Consider the following 23427-nt stretch of genomic DNA (forward strand, 5'->3'; position numbering starts at 1 on the left):
CAATTCCAAAGGCTACCTGAAGACCCCGCAAACCTTTACAATTACCCTTTATCGTTTAACAAAACACTTTTCAGGAAACACCGAAATGCGTACCAACTACTGCGGCCTAATCAGCGAGCAATACTTAGACCAAACCGTAACCGTCAAAGGCTGGGTGCACCGCCGGCGCGATCACGGCGGCGTAATCTTTATCGACCTGCGCGACCGCGAAGGCATCGTCCAAGTCGTCATCGACCCCGATACGCCCGAAGCGTTCAAATTGGCCGACTCCGCCCGCAACGAATACGTTTTGAGCATCACCGGCCGCGTGCGTAACCGCCCCGAAGGCACCACCAACGACAAAATGGTATCCGGCAAAATCGAGATTTTGGCCAAAGAAATCGAAATCCTGAACCCCGCCGCCACGCCGCCGTTCATGATTGACGACGAAAACATCAGCGAAACCGTGCGCCTGCAAAACCGCGTCATCGACCTGCGCCGCCCCGTGATGCAGCGCAACTTGCGCCTGCGTTATCAGGTAGCCATGGGCGTGCGCCGTTATTTGGACGCACAAGGCTTCATCGACATCGAAACCCCGATGCTGACCCGCTCCACCCCCGAAGGCGCGCGCGACTACCTCGTGCCCAGCCGCGTGCATCCGGGCGAATTTTTCGCGCTGCCGCAATCGCCGCAATTGTTCAAACAATTGCTGATGGTGGCCGGTTTCGACCGCTACTACCAAATCACCAAATGCTTCCGCGACGAAGACCTGCGCGCCGATAGGCAGCCTGAATTCACCCAAATCGACTTGGAAACCTCGTTCTTGAACGAGGATGAAATCATGGACATCACCGAAGGCATGGCCAAACAGGTGTTCAAAGAAGCCTTGGGCGTGGACTTGGGCGACTTCCCGCGTATGCCCTATTCCGAAGCCATGTTCTACTACGGCTCCGACAAGCCCGATATGCGCATCAGCCTGAAATTTACCGAGCTGACCGATTTGATGAAAACGGAAGAATTCAAAGTGTTCCGTGCCGCAGCCGACATGAAAGGCGGCCGCGTGGTGGCCCTGCGCGTACCGAACGGCGCGAAACTCAGCCGCAAAGAAATCGACGAATACACCCAATTTGTCGGCATCTACGGCGCGAAAGGCTTGGCCTATATCAAAGTGAATGATGTAACCAATTTGAGCAACGGCGAAAACAGCGGTTTGCAGTCGCCCATCGTCAAATTCCTGTCCGAAAGCAGCCTGCAGGAAATCATTAAACGCACCGGTGCGCAAAACGGCGACATCATCTTCTTCGGCGCGGACAAAGCCAAAGTGGTGAACGAAGCCATCGGCGCATTGCGGATTAAAATCGGCAAAGAACACGGCGCGGAAAACGGCTATTTCGTGGACGAGTGGAAACCGCTGTGGGTGGTGGATTTCCCGATGTTCGAATACGACGAGGAAAACGACCGCTGGGCCGCCATGCACCATCCGTTCACCTCGCCCAAACCCGGCCACGAAGACCTGATGGAATCCGACCCTGAAAACTGCCTGGCCCGCGCCTACGACATGGTACTCAACGGCTGGGAAATCGGTGGGGGCTCGATTCGTATCCACCGCGCCGACATTCAGGAAAAAGTGTTTGCCGCGCTGAAAATCACGCCTGAAGAGCAGCAAAACAAATTCGGCTTCCTGTTGGACAACCTGAAATTCGGTGCGCCGCCACACGGTGGTTTGGCCTTCGGCCTCGACCGTTTGGTGGCCTTGATGGCGCAAGCCGAATCCATCCGCGATGTGATTGCCTTCCCGAAAACTCAACGCGCGCAAGACCTGCTGGTGGATGCTCCCAACCATGTGGACGAACTCCAACTGCGTGAGCTGCACCTGCGCTTGCGCCAGAAGCAGACCGAGCAGAAAGAAGCGTAAACCGCCCGGCACACAGCCTGAAAACACCGCAGTTTTCAGGCTGTGTTTTATTCCGAACTATAGTGCTTGCCGCTGCACTTTCGGGATAGCCACAGCAATGATGGCTACATACCAAGCGAACCAACACCACAGGAAAAATTAGTACTTTGGTTATGACTCTCGGTTAGAGTACAATACCCACAGCAAACTACTGTTATATAAAATATTAACCCCAAACCTATGAAATGCCCCTTCTGCCACCATAACAACACCCAAGTAATCGACTCCCGGCTGCTGGAAGAGCAAAATAGTATCCGACGCCGGCGCCGTTGCGCTGCCTGCGACCGCCGATTCAGCACCTACGAAACCGTAGAGCTGCGGATGCCGCAAATCATCAAGAACAACGGCGAGCGCGTTATGTTCGATCCGCTCAAACTGCAGACCAGCCTGCAACGCGCCCTGCACAAACGCCCTATTTCCGCCGAAGCCATCGAACACACCGTGCACGAAATCGAAGAGTGCCTATATAAAACCGGCAGCAAAGAAGTGCCATCCCGCCTGATCGGCGAATTGGTGATGGAGCGGCTTGCCAAGCTCGACCAAGTGGCCTATGTGCGCTTCGCCTCCGTGTATAAAAGCTTTAAAGACGTGGCCGAATTCACCCGCACCGTAGCCGGGCTGGAACGCACCGACCATTCCTAGGCCGCGCAAAATCCTGCAAACCCGCTGCGCCACACAGCCCGTTTTGTTATACTGCGCTCCGTTTACGTTTACTGACTCCAAGGAAAACCTATGAACCGCTCCCACACATCCCTCCTCCTGCTTGCCCTTTCAGGTAGCCTCTTGTTAGCCGGCTGCAACCAACAGGCAGAAACCTCCGTGGTTGCCCCTAGCGCCAGCGAAGTGGCCGCTGCTTCAGCAACCGCCGCCGCATCTGCCGCCGCACAAAACCCCAGCCAAACCTTGGCTACCGAAGACGGCATCATCAGCCTCACTGTAAACGGCCGTTTTGAAGACAAATTGGCTGAATCCGCCCAATATGTCGATGGCGCCGACAGCAATAAAATCAGCCTGCTGCAATACGATGCCGACCAAGACGTTGCCATCACTGTCAGCAACTTCGGTGCCCCAAAACAGCCAGCCGAAGCCTACTTCGCCAAACTGAGCGAAAGCCTGAAAGCCGACCAAGGCCTGAACGACACTGCCGTAGACACCCCTGCCGACCAGCGCATGGGCTACCGCTTCAGCCATGGCCAAGACGATAACGTGCTCAACGAAAGCTGCGTGGCCGTGTATGCCAAAAACCTCTACACCGTTTGCGCCACCAGCAGCACCGCCTCTCTCCCCGAGCTGGATGTCCTGCTGAAAAACCTCACGGTAAAACAATAAGCCATACCCAATTCGCCAAACTGCTCAAGTTTGGCGAATTTTGCTTACCCGGCACGGCAAGTTTTTCAGGTAGCCCTTTCAAACACGATGGCTACCTGAAAATTCATCTCCAACGAATTTAAAGCAAGCTCATGCAGCTTGCTGTACCGCCAATATCCGGCCAGCCATTTTCAGCTAACCTGCAGTCTGCAATAGCGACATGGCATCGTTGATGATACCTGCTCACACCAAGTGCTTGAGGCTACCTGAAATCCCCAACCGATTTTCAGGTAGCCTCTGCACCCCACAAACTGCGCTATACTGCCCCATCAGCTCCTCATTCCTCCACCATGCTTACCGATACCCACTGCCACCTTGCCGATTCCATGCTTGCCTGCCGGCTACCTGAAATCACTAATGCAGCCCATGCCACAGGAGTGCAGCGTTTTATTGTGCCGTCGGTTACCGAAGCGGATTTCGATGCCGTCTGCCGGCTGCATGCCCCACCCAAATATTATGGCGCGCTTGGCCTGCACCCGTGGTTTGCCGAAAGCTTCCAACCCGGTTTAATTAGCCGCATCGCCGAGCGCCTGCAAGCGCAGCCGGGGCTGCTGGTGGGCGAAATCGGGCTGGATTATTACGGCGATCGCAAGCAGACCCGCACCGAGCAAACCACCGCCCTGCTCGCCCAGCTCGACTTAGCGCAGCAATTTGGCCGCCCTGTGCTGCTGCACCATGTGCGCGCCGCACCCGATGTGGTTGCCGCGCTCAAGCACAGCGGTTTCCGCAGCGGCGGCATTGCCCATGCGTTTTCAGGTAGCCTCGAAGAAGCCCGTGCCTTTATCCGTTGCGGTTTGTTTATCGGCATCGGCACACTGGTGCTCAACCCGAATGCCCGCAAAGTGCGTACCGCTGCCGCAGAGCTGCCGCTGGAACACTTGGTGCTGGAAACCGACAGCCCGTTTATGCAAATAGCCGGCGCAGGAGAAAACACGCCCATCAATGTGCGGCAGGTGGCAGAAACTGTGGCGGCCTTGCGTGGCATCAGCATGCAGGAAGTAGCCGCTGCCACAGAGCAAAATGTGGATAGGCTGCTGTCTTTCTCTTAAATTTATGTGATAGCGCCCTCAAGTATCTACGCTGGAAAGTTTATTTGAACAATTGGCCGGAAGCAGCCAATGGCTATACTAAGCAAACAACGCTGTTTCTTATTAATGGAACCAGCGTGGTTTGCCTGATTACTCAAGGCCGGCCAACAAAAAGGCTACCTGAAATTGGCACCGTGCTTATCACGAGACAAAATTTCAGGTAGCCTCATCCATATATGGCAACCACCTCATCACCTTTTTTCAGGTAGCCTCCCCACTCTGTTGAACCCATCACTCAAGCAATCACTCTACCGATTTCAATAAAATTATTTTTGCTTGGTGTAAGTGATTGGTTTAGAAATCCATACACTGCCCGGCCACAAAGCCTTACATTTTGCCACCTTTTTTTTGCCATCTAAATACATTATATTGTGCGAGTTTCACTCGCCAAACACATTATCTTGTGTTGCCTACTCAAAATCAGGATGGGAAAATGAACGATACCGTTAATCTCAAAGTTACCAAGCGCGACGGCCGTTTGGAGCCGATCGACCTCGATAAAATCCACCGCGTTGTTACTTGGGCGGCGCAAGGCCTCGACAACGTATCTGTATCGCAAGTCGAGCTTAAATCCCATATCCAGTTTTACAACGGCATCCGTACCGACGATATCCACGAAACCATCATCAAAGCTGCTGCCGACCTGATTTCCGAAGACACTCCCGACTATCAATACCTGGCCGCCCGTCTCGCTATTTTCCACCTGCGCAAAATCGCCTACGGCCAATACGAGCCGCCACACCTATTCGACCACGTCAGCAAGCTGACCGCCGAAGGCAAATACGACCGCCACATCCTCGAGGACTACAGCCGCGAAGAGTTTGACGAAATCGACGGCTACATTGACCACGCCCGCGATATGACCTTCTCCTATGCCGCCGTTAAGCAGCTGGAAGGCAAATACCTGGTGCAAAACCGCGTTACCCGCCAGATCTACGAAACCCCGCAGTTCCTCTACATCTTGGTGGCCATGTGCCTGTTTGCCAAATATCCCAAAGCTACCCGCTTGGATTACGTCAAACGCTTCTACGACGCGGTTTCCCTGTTCAAAATTTCGTTGCCCACGCCCATCATGAGCGGCGTGCGCACCCCCACGCGCCAATTCTCCAGCTGCGTGCTGATCGAATGCGACGACAGCCTGGACTCTATCAACGCCACCACCAGCGCGATTGTGAAATACGTTTCCCAACGCGCCGGTATCGGTATCAACGCCGGCCGCATTCGCGGCTTGGGCAGCGAAATCCGCGGCGGCGAAGCCCAGCACACCGGCTGCATTCCGTTTTTCAAAATGTTCCAAGCCGCCGTTAAATCCTGTTCCCAAGGCGGAGTGCGCGGCGGTGCGGCCACCCTGTTCTACCCGCTGTGGCACATCGAAGTGGAAAGCCTGTTGGTATTGAAAAACAACCGCGGCGTGGAAGACAACCGCGTGCGCCAGCTCGATTACGGCGTACAAATCAACCGCCTGCTCTACACCCGCCTGATTAAAGGCGGCAACATCACCCTGTTCTCGCCCAACGAAGTGCCCGGCCTGTACGACGCCTTCTTCGCCGACCAAGACGAGTTCGAGCGCCTGTATGTGCAATACGAGCAAGACCCGGCCATCCGCAAACGCGTGGTACCCGCCACCGAGCTGTTCTCCACCCTGATGCAGGAACGCGCCGGCACCGGCCGCATCTACATCCACAACGTAGACCACAGCAATACCCACAGCCCGTTTGATCCCGCCGTGGCTCCCGTGCGCCAGTCCAACCTGTGCCTGGAAATCGCCCTGCCCACCAAGCCGTTAAACGATATTAACGATGAAAACGGTGAAATCGCCCTCTGCACCCTGTCCGCCTTCAACCTCGGCGCATTGGAAAACCTGGACGAGCTGGAAAACCTTTCCGACCTCGCCGTGCGCGCGCTCGATGCCCTGCTCGACTACCAAGACTACCCCATTCCCGCCGCCCGCAAAGCTACCATGAACCGCCGCACCCTGGGCATCGGCGTGATCAACTACGCCTATTATCTGGCCAAACACGGCGTGCGCTACAGCAACGATTCCGCCCTCGCCCTCACCCACCGCACCTTCGAAGCCATGCAATACTACCTGCTCAAAGCTTCCGTGCAGCTGGCCAAAGAATACGGTGCCTGCCCCTTATTCGGCCAAACCATGTACGCCAAAGGCGTGCTGCCCATCGACACCTACAAAAAAGACCTCGACAGCATCTGCAGCGAGCCCCTGCACTACGACTGGGAAGCCCTACGCGCCGAAATCGTCCAGCACGGCCTGCGCAACTCCACCCTCACCGCGCTCATGCCCAGCGAAACCAGCTCGCAAATCGCCAACGCCACCAACGGCATCGAGCCACCGCGCGGGCTGGTCAGCGTGAAAGCCTCTAAAGACGGTATCCTCAAACAAGTCGTACCCGAATTCGATCGCCTGAAAAACCAATACGAAACCCTGTGGCAGATGGGCGGCAACGACGGCTACCTGAAATTGGTCGGCATCATGCAGAAATTTGTTGATCAGGCTATTTCCGCCAACACCAGTTACGACCCCAAACGCTTCGACGGCGGCCGCGTGCCCATGAAGCAGATGCTCAAAGACCTGCTCACCGCCTACAAATTCGGCCTGAAAACCCTCTACTACCACCACACTCGTGATGGTGCGGACGATACGCAGAGCGATATTCAGGACGACGGCTGTGCTGGGGGGGCTTGTAAGATTTAGCCTGTAATAACGAGGCCACCTGAAAAAGAAGTTTATTTTCAGGTAGCCCTAATCCTCCTTTTTGGTTTCAGCCTAAAAGGCTACCTGAAAACCTTTTCCATCCCCACCACATCATGCTGATTAAATCTGCCGACGATAAAAGCAGCAAGCTGAAACTGCTCGAAGCCGTAGACAAACTGCAGCTCAACAAGCAGCAACGCGAACATTTAACCGATAAATTATGGAAGCTGCGCACCGGTATCAACGGCGAGAAAGATGCTGCCTTTTACATCGACAACTACCTAAAAGATAGCGAATACTATGTAATCATCCATGACTTACGGATAGAAATCGACGGAGAAGTTGCGCAAATCGATCACCTATTGATCAACCGCGTTTTTGCCATCTTGTTGGAAACCAAAAACTTCAATGGCAACCTCACTATCAACAAATTCGGCGAATTCACGGTTCAATACCCCAGCGGTAAGAAAAAGGGAATCCCATCCCCCATCGAACAAAGCAAACGGCACGAACGCATCTTATTGAAACTGTTCGACCGTATCGGCGTGAAAATGAAAACCGGTCGCCCGTTGGAAGTACACCATGCCGTTCTTGTATCGCCGCAGTCCATTATCCGACGGCCAGATAGCAAAGATTTTGATACTTCCTGCGTCATCAAAGCCGATGCTATCCGACAATGGCACGAACAATTCGGCGAAAATAGAGTAGGCGTCGGCTTCGTTCTCAACCATATGTTTGATGCCCTGTTAATCAACAACGAAACCATTCACGAATGGGGGCGGCGCATTGCGGCAGAACACAAGCCAGAAGGGCTACTAGAATATCTGCCCAATTCCATCAAGCCCTTATTGACAAACTGCCACACCTGCGGGCAGGCCATCAGCGAAAATGAAGCATTGCTATGTCTGCATAACCATGAACGCTTCAGCGGCAAAATATACTGTCGCGAGCACCAGCAGGCAGCCTTACAACAAAAAGCACCCCCCGCCAGCCCCGAATCCGAAACCGAACATGATGAATACTGCGCACACTCAGGCTGTCATGAAAAACTCAGCCAGGCAGTCATTCAATATTGCCAAAAACACAGCTGCCGTTTCGGCGGCAAACTATATTGCCGCGAACATCAGCAGAGCAACACAACCGACAAAATAAGCAACACCCAAGCCGAGCAAATAGAAACAGAACAAATCCATTGCAACCACCCAGGCTGCGATAAGAAGCTTACCCCGGCAGTTGTCCAATATTGCCAAAAATATTCCAAACGTTTTCACGGTAAACTGTATTGCATGGAACACCAACGTGCCAAAAACCGTACCTAACCCGCTATATTATTTTCAGGTAGCCTGAAGCCCTATATCCTTCACCAATCACATTGCAAAAGAGATCCCGCCATGTCCTGCGAACACCTCGTCATGTCCTACAGTACCTTCAGCAAGGAAAAAAACGACGTCCTCAAAGAGCCGATGTTTTTCGGCCAGCCCGTAAACGTTGCCCGCTACGACCAGCAGAAATACGAAGTATTTGAAAAACTGATTGAAAAACAGCTTTCCTTCTTCTGGCGGCCGGAAGAAATCGACGTGTCGCGCGACCGCATCGACTACGCCAACCTGCCCGACCACGAAAAACACATCTTCATCAGCAACCTCAAATACCAAACCCTGCTCGACTCCATCCAAGGCCGCAGCCCCAACGTCGCCCTGCTGCCCCTGGTGTCCATTCCCGAGCTCGAGACCTGGATTGAAACTTGGAGCTTCAGCGAAACCATCCACTCGCGCAGCTACACCCACATCATCCGCAACATCGTCAACGACCCCTCAGTCGTGTTCGACGACATCGTGCAAAACGAATACATCATCGCCCGCGCCGAAGATATCGCCTGCTACTACGACGACCTCATCGAATACACCCAATATTACAACCTGTTGGGCGAAGGCGAGCACCGCGTAAACGGCAAAACCATCGTGGTGAGCCTGCGCGATTTGAAGAAAAAACTCTACCTCTGCCTGATGTGCGTCAACGTGCTCGAAGCCATCCGCTTCTACGTTTCCTTCGCCTGCTCCTTCGCCTTTGCCGAGCGTGAACTGATGGAAGGCAATGCCAAAATCATCAAACTCATCGCCCGCGACGAAGCCCTGCACCTCACCAGCACCCAGCACATGCTTAACCTCATGCGCAGCGGTACCGACGACCCAGAAATGGCCGAAATTGCCGCCGAGCTGGAAAACGACTGCTTCGAGCTCTTCAAAAAAGCCGCCGAGCAAGAAAAAGAGTGGGCGGAATACCTCTTCAAAGACGGCAGCATGATCGGCCTGAACAAAGACATCCTGTGCCAATATGTGGAATACATCACCAACCACCGCATGATGGCCGTCGGCCTAAACGCCGCCTTCCCCGCCGCCACGCAAAACCCCATCCCCTGGATCAATGCTTGGCTTTCTTCCGACAACGTTCAGGTAGCCCCGCAGGAAGTGGAAATCTCCTCCTACCTGATCGGCCAAATCGACGCCGAAGTGAGCGCCGACGACTTGGGCGACTTTGAACTGTAATCTCATCCCAAACCCAGCCAAAAGGCTACCTGAAAATCGCCCAACTGATTTTCAGGTAGCCTTTGAGCTTGAAACCGCGTGTTAAAATAAAGCAGGTTAACGTTCGATACCCAGCAGCCTGCGCAGCCAATGCATACAGCAAAGCAAGCCAATACCGTATTCAAAAATTAAACTGCAACCAACCCATAATAAAACCCAACTGCCACACCGCCATGCCCACCGCCAGCCAAATCGAAGCCCTCCTGCCGCAAACCCAATGCCGCCAATGCGGCTACGACGGCTGCGCCCCCTATGCCCAAGCCATCGCCCAAGGCCAAGCCCCCATCAACCTCTGCCCGCCCGGCGGCGACATCGTGTTGCATGAGCTTGCCGAGCTGCTGCACATCCCGCCGCTGCCCCTGGCCCAGCCCGAAAAGGCCGCCGTAAAAGCCCTGGCCTATATCGACGAAACTGCCTGCATCGGCTGTACCGCCTGCATCAAAGCCTGCCCCGTCGATGCCATCCTCGGCGCATCCAAACTCATGCACACCGTGCTGGCCGACGAATGCACCGGCTGCGGCCTTTGCCTGCCACCCTGCCCCGTAGACTGCATCAGAATGCAGCCTGTACCCGATGCCGTCTTGCCCCGCGCCGGCGCCCAAGCCCAACCGGAGCAAGCCCGCCGCGCCGCTGCCGCACACGCCAAACAACGCTTCCAACACCGCGAGCAGCGCCAACAGCGTGCCGCTGCCGAACGCCGAGCCCACCTTGCCCAACGGGCCACCGCCGTGCAGGCAGCCGCCCAAACTCCCCCGCCTACCAAGCCGGCAGCACCCCCTGCCAAACCAAACAATCCCACCACACCCGCCTTCAACCCGGCCGACCTCATCGCCCGCGCCATGGCCGGCGCCCAAGCCCGGCAAAACCAGCGCACCGTGCCCAGCAATCACGACAGCTTCCGCCAACAACAAATCGCCGCCGCCCAACAACAAGCCGCCCACCGCCGCGCCCTGAAACACATCCGCTACGGCAACGAAGCCGAGCAAGCCGCCGCCAAAGACTACCTCCGCCAACTCAAAGCCGAAGAAGAAGCCCAATCTCAAAACTGATCCATTGCAGCCATCAACCAAAAAGGCTACCTGAAAATCCTACACAGCAATTTTCAGGTAGCCTTTTGTTGCTTCTTCAATGCCGGTTTAAGCCGGCCGATTCAGCCTCTTATTTGCCGGCCATCCGATTGATGATTTTCTCGCCGTGCAGCTGGTGCAGCATCGCCATGGCGATGTGCCCGAAGGCCAGCACAAACAGCAGATACGCCAGTTTGCCGTGCGCCGCGTTACCCAGCTGCGTCATCCACTCGATAGGCTGCTCGATTTTATTCATCACCGTGATGCCGAACACTTCCAAATCGCCGCGTGCAGAGCCGTATTGGCGAATCATCGCTATCACCGGCACCGCCGCCATCAACAGATACAGCGCGGCATGCCCCAGCTTCACCGCCAAGCTGCCGTGCGGGCGGTTGTGCCAATTAACCAGTGCCCAAACCAGGCGCAAAGCCACCAAAACCAACAACAGGAAGCCCACCGATTTGTGGTAGCCCATCAAGCTGTAGTATTTTTCGTTAATATTCCACATGGCCGCCGTGCACAGCATAAAGGCAAACATAGCCGCCATCAGCCAATGGAAAAAACGGCTGAGGGTGCCGTAGTATTGTGGTGTGTCTTTCATTGTTATTTCCTTTTTTTAAAACCGAAAAGCGGCGGATTATAACGGATTAGATTAACTTTCGATACCAAGCGGCAAGCCGCAGGCAATACACGGTAATCGAACGCTCTCCGAGCTCTGTCGGCAATACTAAAAAGGCTACCTGAAAAATTTCAGGTAGCCTTTTGATGCTTACCACACCGCGCAGCTTACTTGCCAAACAACGCCGCCACCATCTCAGCCTGCTCTTCGGTAAACGCGGGTTCGCCGAGGCGGGCGGCCACGGTGTATTCGTTGGCAAACTGCCGCTGGGCAGATACCGCCTGCCATTCTTTGAGCTTGGCGGTTTTGCCCTGTTTGAGCTTGGCGGCGGTTTGCAGAGCGGTTTGTTTGCGGGTAGGCATGGCAGAAAATACGGTTTAAATAGCAGGATAGGTTTTCAGGTAGCCTTGATTATGTTTGAGGCTACCTGAAAAACGGATTACTGGGTGAGCAGTTCCAAAGCCTCGCGGTATTTGGCCAAGGTTTTTTCGATAACCTCGGCGGGCACTGCGGGGGCGGGAGGCTGTTTGTTCCAGCCGCTTTGTTCGAGCCAGTCGCGGATGAATTGTTTGTCGAACGAGGGCGGGTTGCTGCCGGGCCGGTATTGGTCGGCCGGCCAAAAGCGGCTGGAATCAGGGGTGAGCACTTCGTCCATCAGGGTGAGCGTGCCGTTTTCGTCCAGGCCGAATTCGAATTTGGTGTCGCAGATGATGATACCGCGGGTGCGGGCGTATTCGGCGGCTTCGCTATAGAGGGCGATGGCTTTGCGGCGCACTTCTTCGGCCAGCTCTTGGCCGATGATGCGGGCGCACTCATCAAAGCTGATGTTGATATCGTGGTTGCCCACTGCGGCTTTGGTGGACGGGGTGAAGATGATTTCGGGCAGCTGCTCGGCTTCGCGCAGGTTTTCAGGTAGCCTGATGCCGCACACGGCGCCGGTTTGGCGGTATTCTTTCCAGCCGCTGCCGGCCAAATAACCGCGCACGATGGCTTCGATTTTCAAAGGTTCGAGCCGTTTGGCCACCACGGCGCGTTTTTCCAGCGCGGCGGCTACGTCGTGCGGCAATACGTCGTATACGGTTTGGCCGGTGAAGTGGTTGGGCATGATGTGCGAGAGTTTGCCAAACCAGAAATTGGAAATCTGGGTGAGGATTTCGCCTTTGCCGGGAATGGGTTCGTTCAAGATCACATCGAAAGCGGAGAGACGGTCGGAGGCAACGATGAGCATGCTGCGGCTGTCGATTTCATACAAATCGCGCACTTTGCCGGAATAGATTTTTTTCAGCGGAATGGTGGTCATGATGGATTATTAGGCGGGTGGTTGGAAAGTTGGTATTCTAGTCCAATTGCCGCGCGGAAAAAACGGCAGCGTGGAAATATCCTGCCAGAAGGAGGCAAAACAGTTGCCGAACTGCATTTTATGCCTGAGAATGCTGCCCGCATCAGCAGGCTACCTGAAAGCCTAAACCTCAATGCAGTTAGAATGAAACCGAAGCGCTTATTTTTCAGGTAGCCTCCCCTCCATCCCTCACTTAAGGAAACATCATGAGCAATCTGATTATTGAAGACATTGAAACCGGCAGCGGCAAAACCGCCGAAAAAGGCAAACGGATTTCCGTACACTACAGCGGCTACCTCACCAACGGCAGCAAATTCGACTCCAGCCTCGACCGCGGCCAACCGCTCACCATCATCCTGGGCGTAGGCCAGGTCATCCGCGGCTGGGACGAAGGCTTCGGCGGTATGCGCGAAGGCGGCAAACGCAAGCTCACCATCCCGCCAGAAATGGGCTACGGTGCACGCGGTGCCGGCGGTGTGATTCCACCGAACGCCACTTTGATTTTTGAAGTGGAATTGCTGAAGGTACACGATTAAGCAGCGTTTTCTGCATAAGGAAAGGCTACCTGAAAACCGTAATTCAAGTTTTCAGGTAGCCCTTCTCTTTTCTTTGCCGATGGATTTTCAGGTAGCCTCTTACACACGAAAGGCTACCTGAAAATTTTTGCTCCTGCGCCCGCGTTACAACAAATGCGCCACCGCCGCGCGTTCGTCTTCCAACTCTTTGAGCGTGATGCCGATACGTTCGCGGCTAAAGTCGTCAATCGGCAAGTCTTTAATCACGCGGTATCCGCCGTTTTCGCACACCACGGGCAAGCCGAAGATAAGACCTTCGGGGATGCCGTAGGCGCCGTCTGAAGGCACTCCCATGGTTACCCAGCGGCCGTTGCTGCCGAGCACCCAGTCGCGGATGTGTTCGATGGCGGCGTTGGCGGCTGAGGCAGCGGAAGAGAGGCCGCGCGCTTCGATGATGGCGGCGCCGCGTTTGGCCACGGTGGGCAGGAAGTGTTCGGTGTTCCATTGTGCATCGCCAATCAACTCTTGCACGCTTTGGCCGTTTACGGTGGCGAAACGGTAGTCGGCATACATGCTGGGGCTGTGGTTGCCCCATACGCATAATTGATTGATACTATTTACAGAATGGCCGATTTTAAGGGCGATTTGATTGAGAGCCCGGTTGTGGTCGAGGCGCAGCATGGCGGTGAAATTGCGTGCGGGCAGGTCGGGCGCGGATTTCATGGCTATATAAGCGTTGGTGTTGGCAGGGTTGCCCACTACGAGCACTTTCACGTTGCGGCTAGCCACCTTGTTCAACGCGGCGCCCTGCGCGGTGAAGATATTGGCATTGGCATGCAGCAGATCGGCACGTTCCATGCCTTTGCTGCGCGGGCGGGCACCGACCAAAATAGCGATTTCGGCATCTTGAAATGCGGCTTCGGGGTCGCTGGTGGCAAACACATCAGCCAGCAGCGGGAAGGCGCAGTCGTGCAGCTCCATAATCACGCCCTGTACGGCCTGCTGCGCTTGCGGCAAATCGAGCAGTTGCAGGATAACGGGCTGGTCTGCGCCGAGCATATCGCCGGCGGCAATGCGGAATAATAAAGAGTAGGCAATCTGGCCGGCAGCGCCGGTTACAGCTACGCGGACGGGGGCTTTTGGCGTGTTGGTGTGGGTCATGGCTTGATGTAGTGAAGTGAGGATGAATATTAAAGTGTGCAATGCTGCCACAGATTTTTCAGGTAGCCTGAGGCAGCGTGTAAAGCGCGTTATGATACAGAAAGTTGGCATATTTGTGGCACTTTTCCATTATTTTATATTAAGAACAAGGGCAAACGCGATGTCGAATAACCGGATTATTTATCTGACAATTAACTAAAATCCTTTAGGCAAGCAATCATCCATTTTGATGTTCGCTATGTTAAGTTGATTTAAAACAAAGGCTGCTATATGATTTATAGCTGGGCGAACGCGGCCGGCTTTCGGTTGCCGCGCCTTGCCCGAAAAGGCTACCTGAAAATATTTTCAAGCATACTCAGGCAGCTTTATGGTTTTGAGTGCCGGCTGCGGCCGGTTTGGGATATTGCCAATCTGAGGAAGTTTCGCCATGCGAACGACTAACAGACCGATATTCCTGGACATCATCAGCATCCGGCTGCCGATTCCGGGGATTGTTTCCATTCTGCACCGCATCAGCGGCGTGCTGTTGTTTATCAGCCTGCCGCTTCTGTTGTGGCTGCTTGCCGGCACGCTGGATAATGCCGCTGCCTTTGAATCTTATCGCGCCTTCGTGGCTCATCCGCTGGTGAAAATCGGCCTAATCGGGCTGTTGTGGGCTTATTTGCACCACTTCTTTGCCGGCATCCGCTTCCTGTTTTTGGATGCGCACAAAGGCCTGGCGCTGAACACTGCCCGCACCACCGCCAAAACCGTGATGGCGCTGGCTTTGATCTGCACCGCAATTTTGGGAGTATGGCTATGGTAGACCGCAAACTTACCGGCGCACACTACGGCCTGCGCGATTGGGCGATGCAGCGCGCCACCGCGGTGCTGATGCTGATTTACACCGTCGCGCTGATTGTATTCCTGCTCGCACTGCCGGGCGACTACGCCGCATGGCAGGCATTTTTTGGCCAAACTTGGGTGAAAGTGTTTACCCAAATCAGCTTCATCGCGCTGTTTCTGCATGCCTGGGTAGGTATCCGCGATTTGTGGATGGACTACATCAAGCCGTTCGGCCTGCGCCTGTTCCTTCAGGTAGCCACCATCGTTTGGCTGGCAGGCTGCATGGTTTACTCGGTTAAAGTGATTTGGGGTTGAACAAGATGACTTATCCTATCCGAAAATTCGATGCCGTTATCGTTGGCGGCGGCGGTGCCGGCCTGCGTGCGGCGCTGCAACTTTCCAAAGCCGGCCTCAACACCGCCGTGCTCTCCAAAGTATTTCCCACCCGCTCCCACACCGTGGCCGCGCAGGGCGGCATTTCTGCCTCGCTGGGCAATGTGCAGGAAGACCGCTGGGATTGGCACATGTACGACACCGTGAAAGGCTCCGATTGGCTCGGCGACCAAGACGCCATCGAATTCATGTGCCGCCGCGCGCCCGAAGCTGTGATTGAGCTGGAACACATGGGTATGCCGTTCGACCGCGTGGAAAGCGGCAAAATCTACCAGCGCCCCTTCGGCGGCCATACCGCCGAGTTCGGCAAACGCGCCGTAGAACGCGCCTGCGCCGTGGCCGACCGCACCGGCCATGCCATGCTGCACACGCTCTATCAGCAAAACGTGCGCGCCAACACCCAATTCTTCGTGGAATGGACCGCACTCGACCTCATCCGCAACGAAGAAGGCGATGCAGTGGGCATCACTGCCATGGAAATGGAAAGCGGCGATGTGTATATCTTCCACGCCAAAACCATCCTGTTCGCCACCGGCGGTGCCGGCCGCATCTATGCCTCTTCCACCAACGCCTTCATGAACACCGGCGACGGCCTGGGCATCTGTGCCCGTGCCGGCATCCCGCTGGAAGATATGGAATTTTGGCAATTCCACCCCACCGGCGTGGCCGGTGCGGGCGTGCTGATTACCGAAGGCGTGCGCGGCGAAGGCGGTATCTTGCTCAACGCCGACGGCGAACGCTTTATGGAGCGTTACGCCCCCACCGTGAAAGACCTCGCTTCGCGCGACGTCGTTTCCCGCGCCATGTCGCTAGAAATTCTGGAAGGTCGCGGCTGCGGCAAAAACAAAGACCACGTTTTGCTGAAAATCGACCACATCGGCGCAGAGAAAATCATGTCCAAGCTGCCCGGTATCCGCGAGATTTCCATCAACTTCGCCGGCGTTGATCCGATTAAAGACCCGATTCCCGTGGTGCCCACCGTGCACTACATGATGGGCGGTATTCCCACCAACTACTTGGGCGAAGTGGTTGCGCCGAAAGACGGCAATCCCGAAGCCGTTGTGCCCGGCCTGTATGCCGCTGGCGAATGCGCCTGTGCCTCAGTGCACGGTGCCAACCGCCTCGGCACCAACTCCCTGCTCGATTTGGTGGTGTTCGGCAAATCTGCCGGCGACAGCATGATTGAGTTCATCAAGCAGAATCCCGACATCAAACCGCTGCCCGAAAACGCCGGTGCGCTCACCGAACAACGCCTGGCACGGCTGAACAGCCAAACCGGCGGTGAAAACGTAGACGTGCTGCGCGGCGAACTGCAACGCACACTGCAACGCCACGCCGGCGTATTCCGCACCGACGCCATTCTGAAAGAAGGCGTGGACAAAGTACTTGCCTTGGTAGAACGCAACAAACACACCGAAATCGGCGACAAGAGCATGGTGTGGAACACCGCCCGCATCGAAGCGCTGGAACTCGACAACATGATGGAAGTGGCCAAAGCCACCATGATTGCTGCCGAAGCCCGCAAAGAATCGCGCGGCGCCCACGCCTCCGACGACCACCCCGAGCGCGATGACGAAAACTGGATGAAGCACAGCCTGTTCTACTCCGCCGACAACAGCCTGGCCTACAAGCCCGTGCACACCCAACCGCTCAGCGTGGAATACATCAAGCCTGCCAAGCGTATTTACTAGAATAAAAACAACTATCTGGAATTTTCAGGTAGCCCTTCCATGCTGCATTGAGGCTACCTGAGAATACTGCCGCACCAAACCGAAGGAACACCCATGGAAACTATCCGCCTCAAAGTGTACCGCTACAACCCCGATACCGATGCCAAACCCTACATGCAGGACTACGAGCTCGAAATCGAGCCCACCGACGTGAAGCTGCTCGACGCCATCATGAAGCTCAAAGCCAAAGATGACAGTCTCTCCTTCCGCCGCTCCTGCCGCGAAGGCATCTGCGGCTCGGACGGCATGAACATCAACGGCAAAAACGGCCTCGCCTGCCTCACCGATATCCGCAGCCTCAAGCAGCCCATCGTATTGCGCCCCCTGCCCGGTCTGCCCGTCATCCGCGACCTCATCGTGGACATGACCCAATTCTTCAAGCAATATCATTCCATCAAACCCTATGTGGTCAACGACAACCCTGTCGACCCACAGCAGGAACGCCTGCAAAGCCAGGCCGAGCGCGCCGAGCTGGACGGCTTGTATGAATGCATCCTCTGCGCCTGCTGCTCTACCGCTTGCCCCTCCTTCTGGTGGAACCCCGACAAATTCGTCGGCCCATCCGGCCTCTTGAATGCCTACCGATTCATCGCCGACACCCGCGACACCATTACCAACGAACGTTTGGACAACCTCAACGACCCCTACCGCCTGTTCCGCTGCCACACCATCATGAACTGCGTAGACGTTTGCCCCAAACACCTCAACCCCACCCGCGCCATCGGCAAGATCAAAGAAATCATGCTCAAACGCGTGGTATAGTGGATGATCTGCAGCCAGTACAGTCTTACCTGCCTAGCCGTACTGGCTGTATTGTCTGCAGCCAGCCTCCTTATCCCCAGTTAAATAATCTGATAGATAAGCCATGTCCACCTTTGACGACACCGCCAAACGCCGCCTGCGCTTCCAAACCCGGCGCGGCCTGCTGGAGCTCGATATTCTGCTGAAGCAGTTTATGGCCGCCGAATTCGACCGCCTGAGCGATGCCGAGCTAACCGTATTCACCGAACTGCTCGCCCTGCCCGACCCCGAATTATTCGCCCAACTCAACGGCCAAAACCCTGCTGCCAATGCCGAAAGTGCAGCCTTATTGGATAAAATCCGCAGCAGCCGGCGCACTGATTAAACCGCATTCCCTTGAGGCTACCTGAAAGCGTAACTTTGAAGTTCGCACATATAAAATTCAGACACATAAGGCTACCTGAAAGCAGCGCAGAGTTTCTGCCAAGCCAAAGTTTCAGGTAGCCTTTTTCTTTACCGACCACAGCCGGCACTCAAGTACGCCGAAAGCAACTTTAACATTCCGGCTTTCAGGTAGCCTCTTTCCTCCATCTTTCCTGTTTCATCAATAGCTCACTATCCCTACAGCACCCACCCTCTGCTGCCAGCCCACGCCCATCCCGCCGAGCCTGCTGCAAAAGGGATTTTTCTTATTGACGTTCCCCATATCGGGTCGTATTATTCAGCCGTTATACCGGCGTTTGGCAAACTTCCAGCAACATTTCTGCCGCTGCCTGGTAAACCCCTGAAACTCAACGAAAGGCCGGGCTGATTCCAGAATCTTAGCGACAAAAAGAACAACCTTTTCAGGTAGCCGGCTTCGAGTTTTTATCATATTCCCCTCCCCGGCCATTCCACCGCGCCAGATTCTCCATCCCTCCTTTCCAAACAAACAATTTCCTGCGCCAAGCGCAATCAGGATGCCAGCAAAAGGCTACCTGAAAATGCTTATTCCGAATCGCCATACTCATTTTTAGCCGCCTGCCGTGTGGCGATTCGGAATCGGCATTCGCTGCAGATAGGATAAAGGCTGCCCGCTTAGGCAGCCCGATAAGCAAGCGTGCTGCTCTTCAAACCTTCACCTTAAATAAGGATCTTGCCATGATGAAAGAACAAAGTAGTTTGTCCTACCTATACGGTACCAACGTCCCGTATATTGAAGATTTGTACGAAGCCTATCTGAGCTCCCCTGACTCCGTGGACAGCCAATGGCGGCAGTATTTCGACCAAGTGGCCGCCATGCCCGGCAACACTCCGAAAGATGTGGCGCACCGCCCGATTCAGGAAGCCTTTGCCAACTTGGCACAGCAGCGCGGCGGCGCAGCCGCGGGCGGCGTGGATTTTGCCGCCATGCAGAAGCAAGTGGCCGTGTTGAGCCTGATTTCCGCCTACCGCTCCTTGGGCAACCGCGCTGCCGACCTCAACCCGCTCGACCGCACCCATATCAGACAACTGCCCGAGCTCGATCCCAAAACCTACGGCCTCACTGATGCCGACATGAACACCCCTTTCCATGTCGGCACCGATCTTTCAGGTAGCCCCAAGCTGCCCCTGGCCGAAATCATCCGCCATCTGAAACAAATCTACTGCGGCCCCCTGGCATTGGAATACATGCACATTCCCGACACCGCCGAACGCGAATGGCTGCAGGCACGTTTGGAAGCCAACGGCGCCCGCCCGCAGTTTGATGCCGAGACTAAACGCCTCATCCTGAAAGAAATCACCGCCGCCGAAACCATGGAGCGCTATCTGCACACCCGTTATGTGGGCCAGAAACGCTTCTCGCTCGAAGGCGGCGAAAGCACCGTGCCCGCGCTGAACCATCTGATCCGCGCCTCCACCGAAAAAGGTGTGCAGGAAATCGTAATCGGCATGGCGCACCGCGGCCGCTTAAACGTGTTGGTAAACACCATGGGCAAAGCCCCGCAAGCCATTTTCGACGAGTTCGAAGGCAAAGTGGACGCCAAATTCCCCAGCGGCGACGTGAAATACCACATGGGCTTCAGCTCCGACGTGCCCACCCCGCACGGCCCGGTGCACCTCTCTTTGGCCTACAACCCCTCACACTTGGAAATCACCAACCCCGTGATTGAAGGCTCCGTACGCGCCCGCCAAGACCACCGCGGTGCCGAAGGCCGCAAACAAGTGCTGCCCATCCTCACCCACGGCGACTCCGCCTTCATCGGTTTGGGCGTGAACCAATCTACTTTCAATATGTCGCAAACCCGCGGCTACAGCACCGGCGGCACCATCCACTTCGTGATCAACAACCAAGTGGGCTTCACCACTTCCGATCCGCGCGACACCCGCTCCATCCTGTATTGCACCGACATCGCCAAGATGGTGAGCGCGCCGATTCTGCATGTGAACGGCGACGACCCGGAAGCCGTGTGCCACGCCGCCCAAATCGCGCTGGACTACCGCACTACCTTCCAGAAAGACATCGTGATCGATTTGGTGTGCTACCGCAAACTCGGCCACAACGAGGGCGACGATCCCACCCTGACCCAGCCTCTGATGTACAAACAAGTGGCCGCACACCCCGGCTCCCGCGCCGTGTATGCCGAGCAGCTGATTAAAGAAGGCGTGGTCACCAAGGAAGAAGCCGAAAAACTCATCAGCGACTACCGCGCCGCGATGGACAAAGGCGACCGCATCCAGGAAATCCTGCCTGAGCAGAAACGCGAACACGCAGTGGATTGGAGCAAATACCAGCCCATCAGCTGGCGCACTCCGGTGAAAACTGCTCTGCCTGCTGCCGAAATCAAACGCCTGACCGACCGCTTCACCGACATCCCCGCTGATGTGAAACTGCACAATACCGTGAAGAAAATCATCGAAAACCGCAAAGCCATGGCTGTTGGCGAGCAAGCTATTGACTGGGGTATGGCCGAAACCATCGCCTACGCCAGCCTGCTCGAAGCCGGCCACGACATCCGCATTTCCGGCGAAGACTCCGGCCGCGGCACCTTCTCACACCGCCACGCCGTGCTGCACGACCAAAACCGTGCCGAACGCACCGGCGGCGTGTATATCCCGCTGCAACACATCAGCGAAAAACAAGGCCGCTTCAACGTCATCGATTCCATCCTGAACGAAGAAGCCGTGATGGCCTACGAATACGGCTATGCCTCCTCCGCACCGGAAGACCTGGTGATTTGGGAAGCCCAGTTCGGCGACTTCGCCAACGGCGCGCAAATCGCCATCGACCAATTCATCACCTCCGGCGAAACCAAATGGGGACGCTGGTGCGGCCTCACCGTTATCCTGCCGCACGGCTACGACGGCCAAGGCCCGGAACACTCTTCCGCCCGCGTAGAACGCTGGCTGCAACTGTGTGCCGAAGAAAACATCCAAGTGCTGATGATGTCTGAAGCATCGCAGATGTTCCATGCCCTGCGCCGCCAGATTCTGCGCCCCTACCGCAAACCGCTGGTGATTTTCATGTCCAAACGCCTGCTGCGCCTCAAAGACGCCTGCAGCCCACTGGCCAACTTCACCGACGGCGAATTCCGCCTTGTGATCGGCGACACCGTACAAGGTCGCGATCAAGACGTGAAACGCGTGATTCTGTGTGCCGGCCAGGTGTACTACGATTTGGCCAAAGCCCGCGCCGACAAAGGCTTGGAAAAAGACATCGCCATCGTTCGCGTCGAGCAGCTCTACCCCTTCCCCTACGAAGAAGTGGCCGCCGAACTCAAACGCTTCCCGAACGCCACCGAAATCATGTGGGCACAGGAAGAGCCGAAAAACCAAGGCGCTTGGTACCAAATCCGCCACCGTCTGGAAAAAGTGCTCGGCGCCAACCATCGCCTCACCACCGCCAGCCGCCCGGCCAGCGCCTCGCCCGCCGTCGGCTATGCTGTGAAACACAAAGCCGGTTTGGACGGCCTGCTTGAAGACGCGATGAAACTCTAAAGCGCCAAAAGGCTACCTGAAACATGCCAAACCGTTTTCAGGTAGCCTCCTCAGAACACGATTTACCTATTTTTCAATTTATTAAAGGATAAAACCATGATTATCGAAATCACCGTACCCCCGCTACCGGAAAGCGTTACCGAAGCCACCCTGATGAGCTGGCACAAGAAGGTGGGCGACTATGTAAACCGCGACGAAAACCTGATCGACCTCGAAACCGACAAGGTTGTGCTCGAGCTGCCCGCCCAGCAGGCCGGTGTGATTGTGGAAATCATCGAACAAGACGGCGCCACCGTTACCGCCGGCCAGCTGTTGGCTAAAATCGACACCGAAGCCAAAGCAGCAGAAGCAGCCCCGGCTGCCGCCCAAGCCACCGCTGCCGAGCCAGCAGGCCATGTGGCTGCCGCTGGTGCGCGCGCCGGCGTGGCCATGCCCGCCGCCGCCAAACTGGCTGCTGAAAAAGGCGTGGACGTATCCGGCGTACAAGGTTCCGGCCGCGACGGCCGTGTGCTGAAAGAAGACGTGGCCGCTATGCCTGCCGCCGCACCCAAAGCCGCTGCCGCCCCGGCCGTGGCCGTGCCGCTGGGCGACCGCGTAGAACAGCGCGTACCGATGAGCCGCCTGCGCCAGCGTGTGGCCGAACGCCTGCTGCAATCTCAGTCGCAAAACGCCATCCTCACCACGTTCAACGAGGTGAACATGAAGCCGATTATGGATTTGCGCGCCAAATACAAAGAGAAGTTCGAAAAACAGTATGGCGTGAAACTGGGCTTCATGTCCTTCTTCGTGAAAGCCGCCGTGGCCGCGCTGAAGAAATTCCCCGCTGTGAACGCTTCGATTGACGGCAACGACATCGTTTACCACGGCTACTTCGACATCGGTATCGCCGTGGGCAGTCCACGCGGCCTGGTGGTGCCGATCCTGCGCAACGTGGATCAGATGAGCATTGCCGAAATCGAACTGGCCATTGTGGACTACGCCAACAAAGCCAAGAGCGGCAAAATCGCCATCGAAGACCTCACCGGCGGCACATTCTCCATCACCAACGGCGGCACCTTCGGCTCGATGATGTCCACACCCATCATCAACCCGCCGCAATCCGCCATCTTGGGCATGCACGCCACCAAAGAACGCGCCGTGGTGGAAAACGGCCAAGTCGTGGTGCGCCCGATGATGTATCTGGCCCTCTCCTACGACCACCGCATCATCGACGGCCGCGAAGCCGTGCTCACTTTGGTTACTATCAAAGAAGCCCTCGAAGACCCGGCCCGACTGATTTTAGAAATCTAACGGTTTCTAAAATCTAAGCGTTTAGCAACATCAGGCTACCTGAAAACCCTTTTTTCAGGTAGCCTTACTCTTTTGCCACATCAAACATACTAAAGGCTATCTG

The 23427-nt window shown here is 55.8% G+C and carries 20 protein-coding genes; 16 read left to right on the forward strand and 4 right to left on the reverse strand.

Annotated elements, in window-relative coordinates; all coding sequences use genetic code 11:
- Window positions 1-85 precede the first annotated feature (85 nt).
- From aspS to CKV94_RS10745, 8 genes are all read left to right on the forward strand, one after another.
- Entirely contained in the window at window positions 86-1894 is a 1809-nt protein-coding gene (aspS, locus tag CKV94_RS10710) for an aspartate--tRNA ligase (RefSeq protein ID WP_003822755.1), read from the forward strand.
- Between the two features lie 219 nt (window positions 1895-2113).
- A complete protein-coding gene (gene nrdR / locus CKV94_RS10715; protein WP_035580086.1) occupies window positions 2114-2575 on the forward strand; it encodes a transcriptional regulator NrdR in 462 nt (153 codons plus the stop codon).
- A 90-nt stretch (window positions 2576-2665) separates the two neighbouring features.
- Entirely contained in the window at window positions 2666-3262 is a 597-nt protein-coding gene (locus tag CKV94_RS10720; protein ID WP_003822759.1) for a hypothetical protein, read from the forward strand.
- Between the two features lie 329 nt (window positions 3263-3591).
- Window positions 3592-4350: a TatD family hydrolase gene (locus tag CKV94_RS10725; RefSeq protein WP_003822760.1), complete on the forward strand. Its 759-nt coding sequence runs from the start codon at window positions 3592-3594 to the stop codon at window positions 4348-4350.
- 472 nt (window positions 4351-4822) lie between these two features.
- Window positions 4823-7102 carry a class 1a ribonucleoside-diphosphate reductase subunit alpha gene (gene nrdA, locus CKV94_RS10730; protein WP_003822762.1) on the forward strand — a complete coding sequence of 760 codons (2280 nt, stop codon included), beginning with the start codon at window positions 4823-4825 and terminating at the stop codon, window positions 7100-7102.
- A 113-nt stretch (window positions 7103-7215) separates the two neighbouring features.
- Window positions 7216-8421, forward strand: a complete 1206-nt coding sequence (locus CKV94_RS10735) for a nuclease-related domain-containing protein (protein WP_003822763.1) — start codon at window positions 7216-7218, stop codon at window positions 8419-8421.
- Window positions 8422-8514: 93 nt separating this feature from the next.
- Window positions 8515-9648 carry a class Ia ribonucleoside-diphosphate reductase subunit beta gene (gene nrdB / locus CKV94_RS10740; protein ID WP_035580333.1) on the forward strand — a complete coding sequence of 378 codons (1134 nt, stop codon included), beginning with the start codon at window positions 8515-8517 and terminating at the stop codon, window positions 9646-9648.
- Window positions 9649-9860: 212 nt separating this feature from the next.
- Window positions 9861-10736, forward strand: a complete 876-nt coding sequence (locus CKV94_RS10745; RefSeq protein ID WP_003822767.1) for an RnfABCDGE type electron transport complex subunit B — start codon at window positions 9861-9863, stop codon at window positions 10734-10736.
- Window positions 10737-10845: 109 nt separating this feature from the next.
- On the opposite strand, the gene CKV94_RS10750 is transcribed toward CKV94_RS10745, so the two are convergent.
- The 3 genes from CKV94_RS10750 to CKV94_RS10760 form a co-directional block, all read right to left on the reverse strand.
- Entirely contained in the window at window positions 10846-11355 is a 510-nt protein-coding gene (locus tag CKV94_RS10750) for a cytochrome b (RefSeq protein ID WP_003822769.1), read from the reverse strand.
- A gap of 185 nt (window positions 11356-11540) precedes the next feature.
- A complete protein-coding gene (locus tag CKV94_RS10755; protein ID WP_003822771.1) occupies window positions 11541-11735 on the reverse strand; it encodes a hypothetical protein in 195 nt (64 codons plus the stop codon).
- Between the two features lie 77 nt (window positions 11736-11812).
- Window positions 11813-12673 (reverse strand): phosphoribosylaminoimidazolesuccinocarboxamide synthase, encoded by an 861-nt coding sequence (locus CKV94_RS10760; protein ID WP_003822772.1) that lies wholly within the window; start codon window positions 12671-12673, stop codon window positions 11813-11815.
- A gap of 245 nt (window positions 12674-12918) precedes the next feature.
- Here CKV94_RS10760 and CKV94_RS10765 point away from each other — a divergent pair, with 245 nt between their 5' ends.
- The gene (locus tag CKV94_RS10765) at window positions 12919-13248 is read left to right on the forward strand and encodes an FKBP-type peptidyl-prolyl cis-trans isomerase (RefSeq protein WP_003822774.1); all 330 of its coding nucleotides are present in this window, start codon (window positions 12919-12921) and stop codon (window positions 13246-13248) included.
- A 144-nt stretch (window positions 13249-13392) separates the two neighbouring features.
- Here CKV94_RS10765 and CKV94_RS10770 read toward each other — a convergent pair whose 3' ends face one another.
- A complete protein-coding gene (locus CKV94_RS10770) occupies window positions 13393-14388 on the reverse strand; it encodes a malate dehydrogenase (RefSeq protein ID WP_003822775.1) in 996 nt (331 codons plus the stop codon).
- Between the two features lie 427 nt (window positions 14389-14815).
- Here CKV94_RS10770 and sdhC point away from each other — a divergent pair, with 427 nt between their 5' ends.
- The 7 genes from sdhC to odhB all read left to right on the forward strand — a co-directional run bounded on the left by sdhC (window position 14816) and on the right by odhB (window position 23324).
- Window positions 14816-15193 (forward strand): succinate dehydrogenase, cytochrome b556 subunit, encoded by a 378-nt coding sequence (sdhC, locus tag CKV94_RS10775; protein WP_003822776.1) that lies wholly within the window; start codon window positions 14816-14818, stop codon window positions 15191-15193.
- Window positions 15187-15528, forward strand: a complete 342-nt coding sequence (sdhD, locus tag CKV94_RS10780) for a succinate dehydrogenase, hydrophobic membrane anchor protein (RefSeq protein ID WP_035580088.1) — start codon at window positions 15187-15189, stop codon at window positions 15526-15528. Before sdhC ends, sdhD begins: the two co-directional genes overlap by 7 nt.
- A gap of 5 nt (window positions 15529-15533) precedes the next feature.
- Window positions 15534-17297, forward strand: coding sequence for a succinate dehydrogenase flavoprotein subunit (gene sdhA, locus CKV94_RS10785; RefSeq protein WP_035580089.1), 1764 nt, complete (start codon window positions 15534-15536; stop codon window positions 17295-17297).
- Window positions 17298-17390: 93 nt separating this feature from the next.
- On the forward strand, window positions 17391-18098 hold the full coding sequence (locus tag CKV94_RS10790) for a succinate dehydrogenase iron-sulfur subunit (protein ID WP_003822780.1): 708 nt from the start codon (window positions 17391-17393) through the stop codon (window positions 18096-18098).
- Between the two features lie 103 nt (window positions 18099-18201).
- Window positions 18202-18462, forward strand: a complete 261-nt coding sequence (locus tag CKV94_RS10795) for an FAD assembly factor SdhE (protein WP_003822781.1) — start codon at window positions 18202-18204, stop codon at window positions 18460-18462.
- A 755-nt stretch (window positions 18463-19217) separates the two neighbouring features.
- Window positions 19218-22034, forward strand: coding sequence for a 2-oxoglutarate dehydrogenase E1 component (locus tag CKV94_RS10805; protein WP_003822784.1), 2817 nt, complete (start codon window positions 19218-19220; stop codon window positions 22032-22034).
- Window positions 22035-22130: 96 nt separating this feature from the next.
- Window positions 22131-23324 carry a 2-oxoglutarate dehydrogenase complex dihydrolipoyllysine-residue succinyltransferase gene (gene odhB, locus CKV94_RS10810; RefSeq protein ID WP_003822786.1) on the forward strand — a complete coding sequence of 398 codons (1194 nt, stop codon included), beginning with the start codon at window positions 22131-22133 and terminating at the stop codon, window positions 23322-23324.
- Window positions 23325-23427 lie beyond the last annotated feature (103 nt).

Origin of the sequence: Eikenella corrodens, from assembly GCF_900187105.1 — a bacterium.
GTDB lineage: Bacteria > Pseudomonadota > Gammaproteobacteria > Burkholderiales > Neisseriaceae > Eikenella > Eikenella corrodens.

Bases quoted from the DNA above. Each gene is read 5' to 3' on its own strand.
- aspS (WP_003822755.1), top strand. From the start codon at position 86: ATGCGTACCAACTACTGCGGCCTAATCAGCGAGCAATACTTAGACCAA.
- nrdR (WP_035580086.1), top strand. From the start codon at position 2,114: ATGAAATGCCCCTTCTGCCACCATAACAACACCCAAGTAATCGACTCC.
- CKV94_RS10720 (WP_003822759.1), top strand. From the start codon at position 2,666: ATGAACCGCTCCCACACATCCCTCCTCCTGCTTGCCCTTTCAGGTAGC.
- CKV94_RS10725 (WP_003822760.1), top strand. From the start codon at position 3,592: ATGCTTACCGATACCCACTGCCACCTTGCCGATTCCATGCTTGCCTGC.
- nrdA (WP_003822762.1), top strand. From the start codon at position 4,823: ATGAACGATACCGTTAATCTCAAAGTTACCAAGCGCGACGGCCGTTTG.
- CKV94_RS10735 (WP_003822763.1), top strand. From the start codon at position 7,216: ATGCTGATTAAATCTGCCGACGATAAAAGCAGCAAGCTGAAACTGCTC.
- nrdB (WP_035580333.1), top strand. From the start codon at position 8,515: ATGTCCTACAGTACCTTCAGCAAGGAAAAAAACGACGTCCTCAAAGAG.
- CKV94_RS10745 (WP_003822767.1), top strand. From the start codon at position 9,861: ATGCCCACCGCCAGCCAAATCGAAGCCCTCCTGCCGCAAACCCAATGC.
- CKV94_RS10750 (WP_003822769.1), bottom strand. From the start codon at position 11,355: ATGAAAGACACACCACAATACTACGGCACCCTCAGCCGTTTTTTCCAT.
- CKV94_RS10755 (WP_003822771.1), bottom strand. From the start codon at position 11,735: ATGCCTACCCGCAAACAAACCGCTCTGCAAACCGCCGCCAAGCTCAAA.
- CKV94_RS10760 (WP_003822772.1), bottom strand. From the start codon at position 12,673: ATGACCACCATTCCGCTGAAAAAAATCTATTCCGGCAAAGTGCGCGAT.
- CKV94_RS10765 (WP_003822774.1), top strand. From the start codon at position 12,919: ATGAGCAATCTGATTATTGAAGACATTGAAACCGGCAGCGGCAAAACC.
- CKV94_RS10770 (WP_003822775.1), bottom strand. From the start codon at position 14,388: ATGACCCACACCAACACGCCAAAAGCCCCCGTCCGCGTAGCTGTAACC.
- sdhC (WP_003822776.1), top strand. From the start codon at position 14,816: ATGCGAACGACTAACAGACCGATATTCCTGGACATCATCAGCATCCGG.
- sdhD (WP_035580088.1), top strand. From the start codon at position 15,187: ATGGTAGACCGCAAACTTACCGGCGCACACTACGGCCTGCGCGATTGG.
- sdhA (WP_035580089.1), top strand. From the start codon at position 15,534: ATGACTTATCCTATCCGAAAATTCGATGCCGTTATCGTTGGCGGCGGC.
- CKV94_RS10790 (WP_003822780.1), top strand. From the start codon at position 17,391: ATGGAAACTATCCGCCTCAAAGTGTACCGCTACAACCCCGATACCGAT.
- CKV94_RS10795 (WP_003822781.1), top strand. From the start codon at position 18,202: ATGTCCACCTTTGACGACACCGCCAAACGCCGCCTGCGCTTCCAAACC.
- CKV94_RS10805 (WP_003822784.1), top strand. From the start codon at position 19,218: ATGATGAAAGAACAAAGTAGTTTGTCCTACCTATACGGTACCAACGTC.
- odhB (WP_003822786.1), top strand. From the start codon at position 22,131: ATGATTATCGAAATCACCGTACCCCCGCTACCGGAAAGCGTTACCGAA.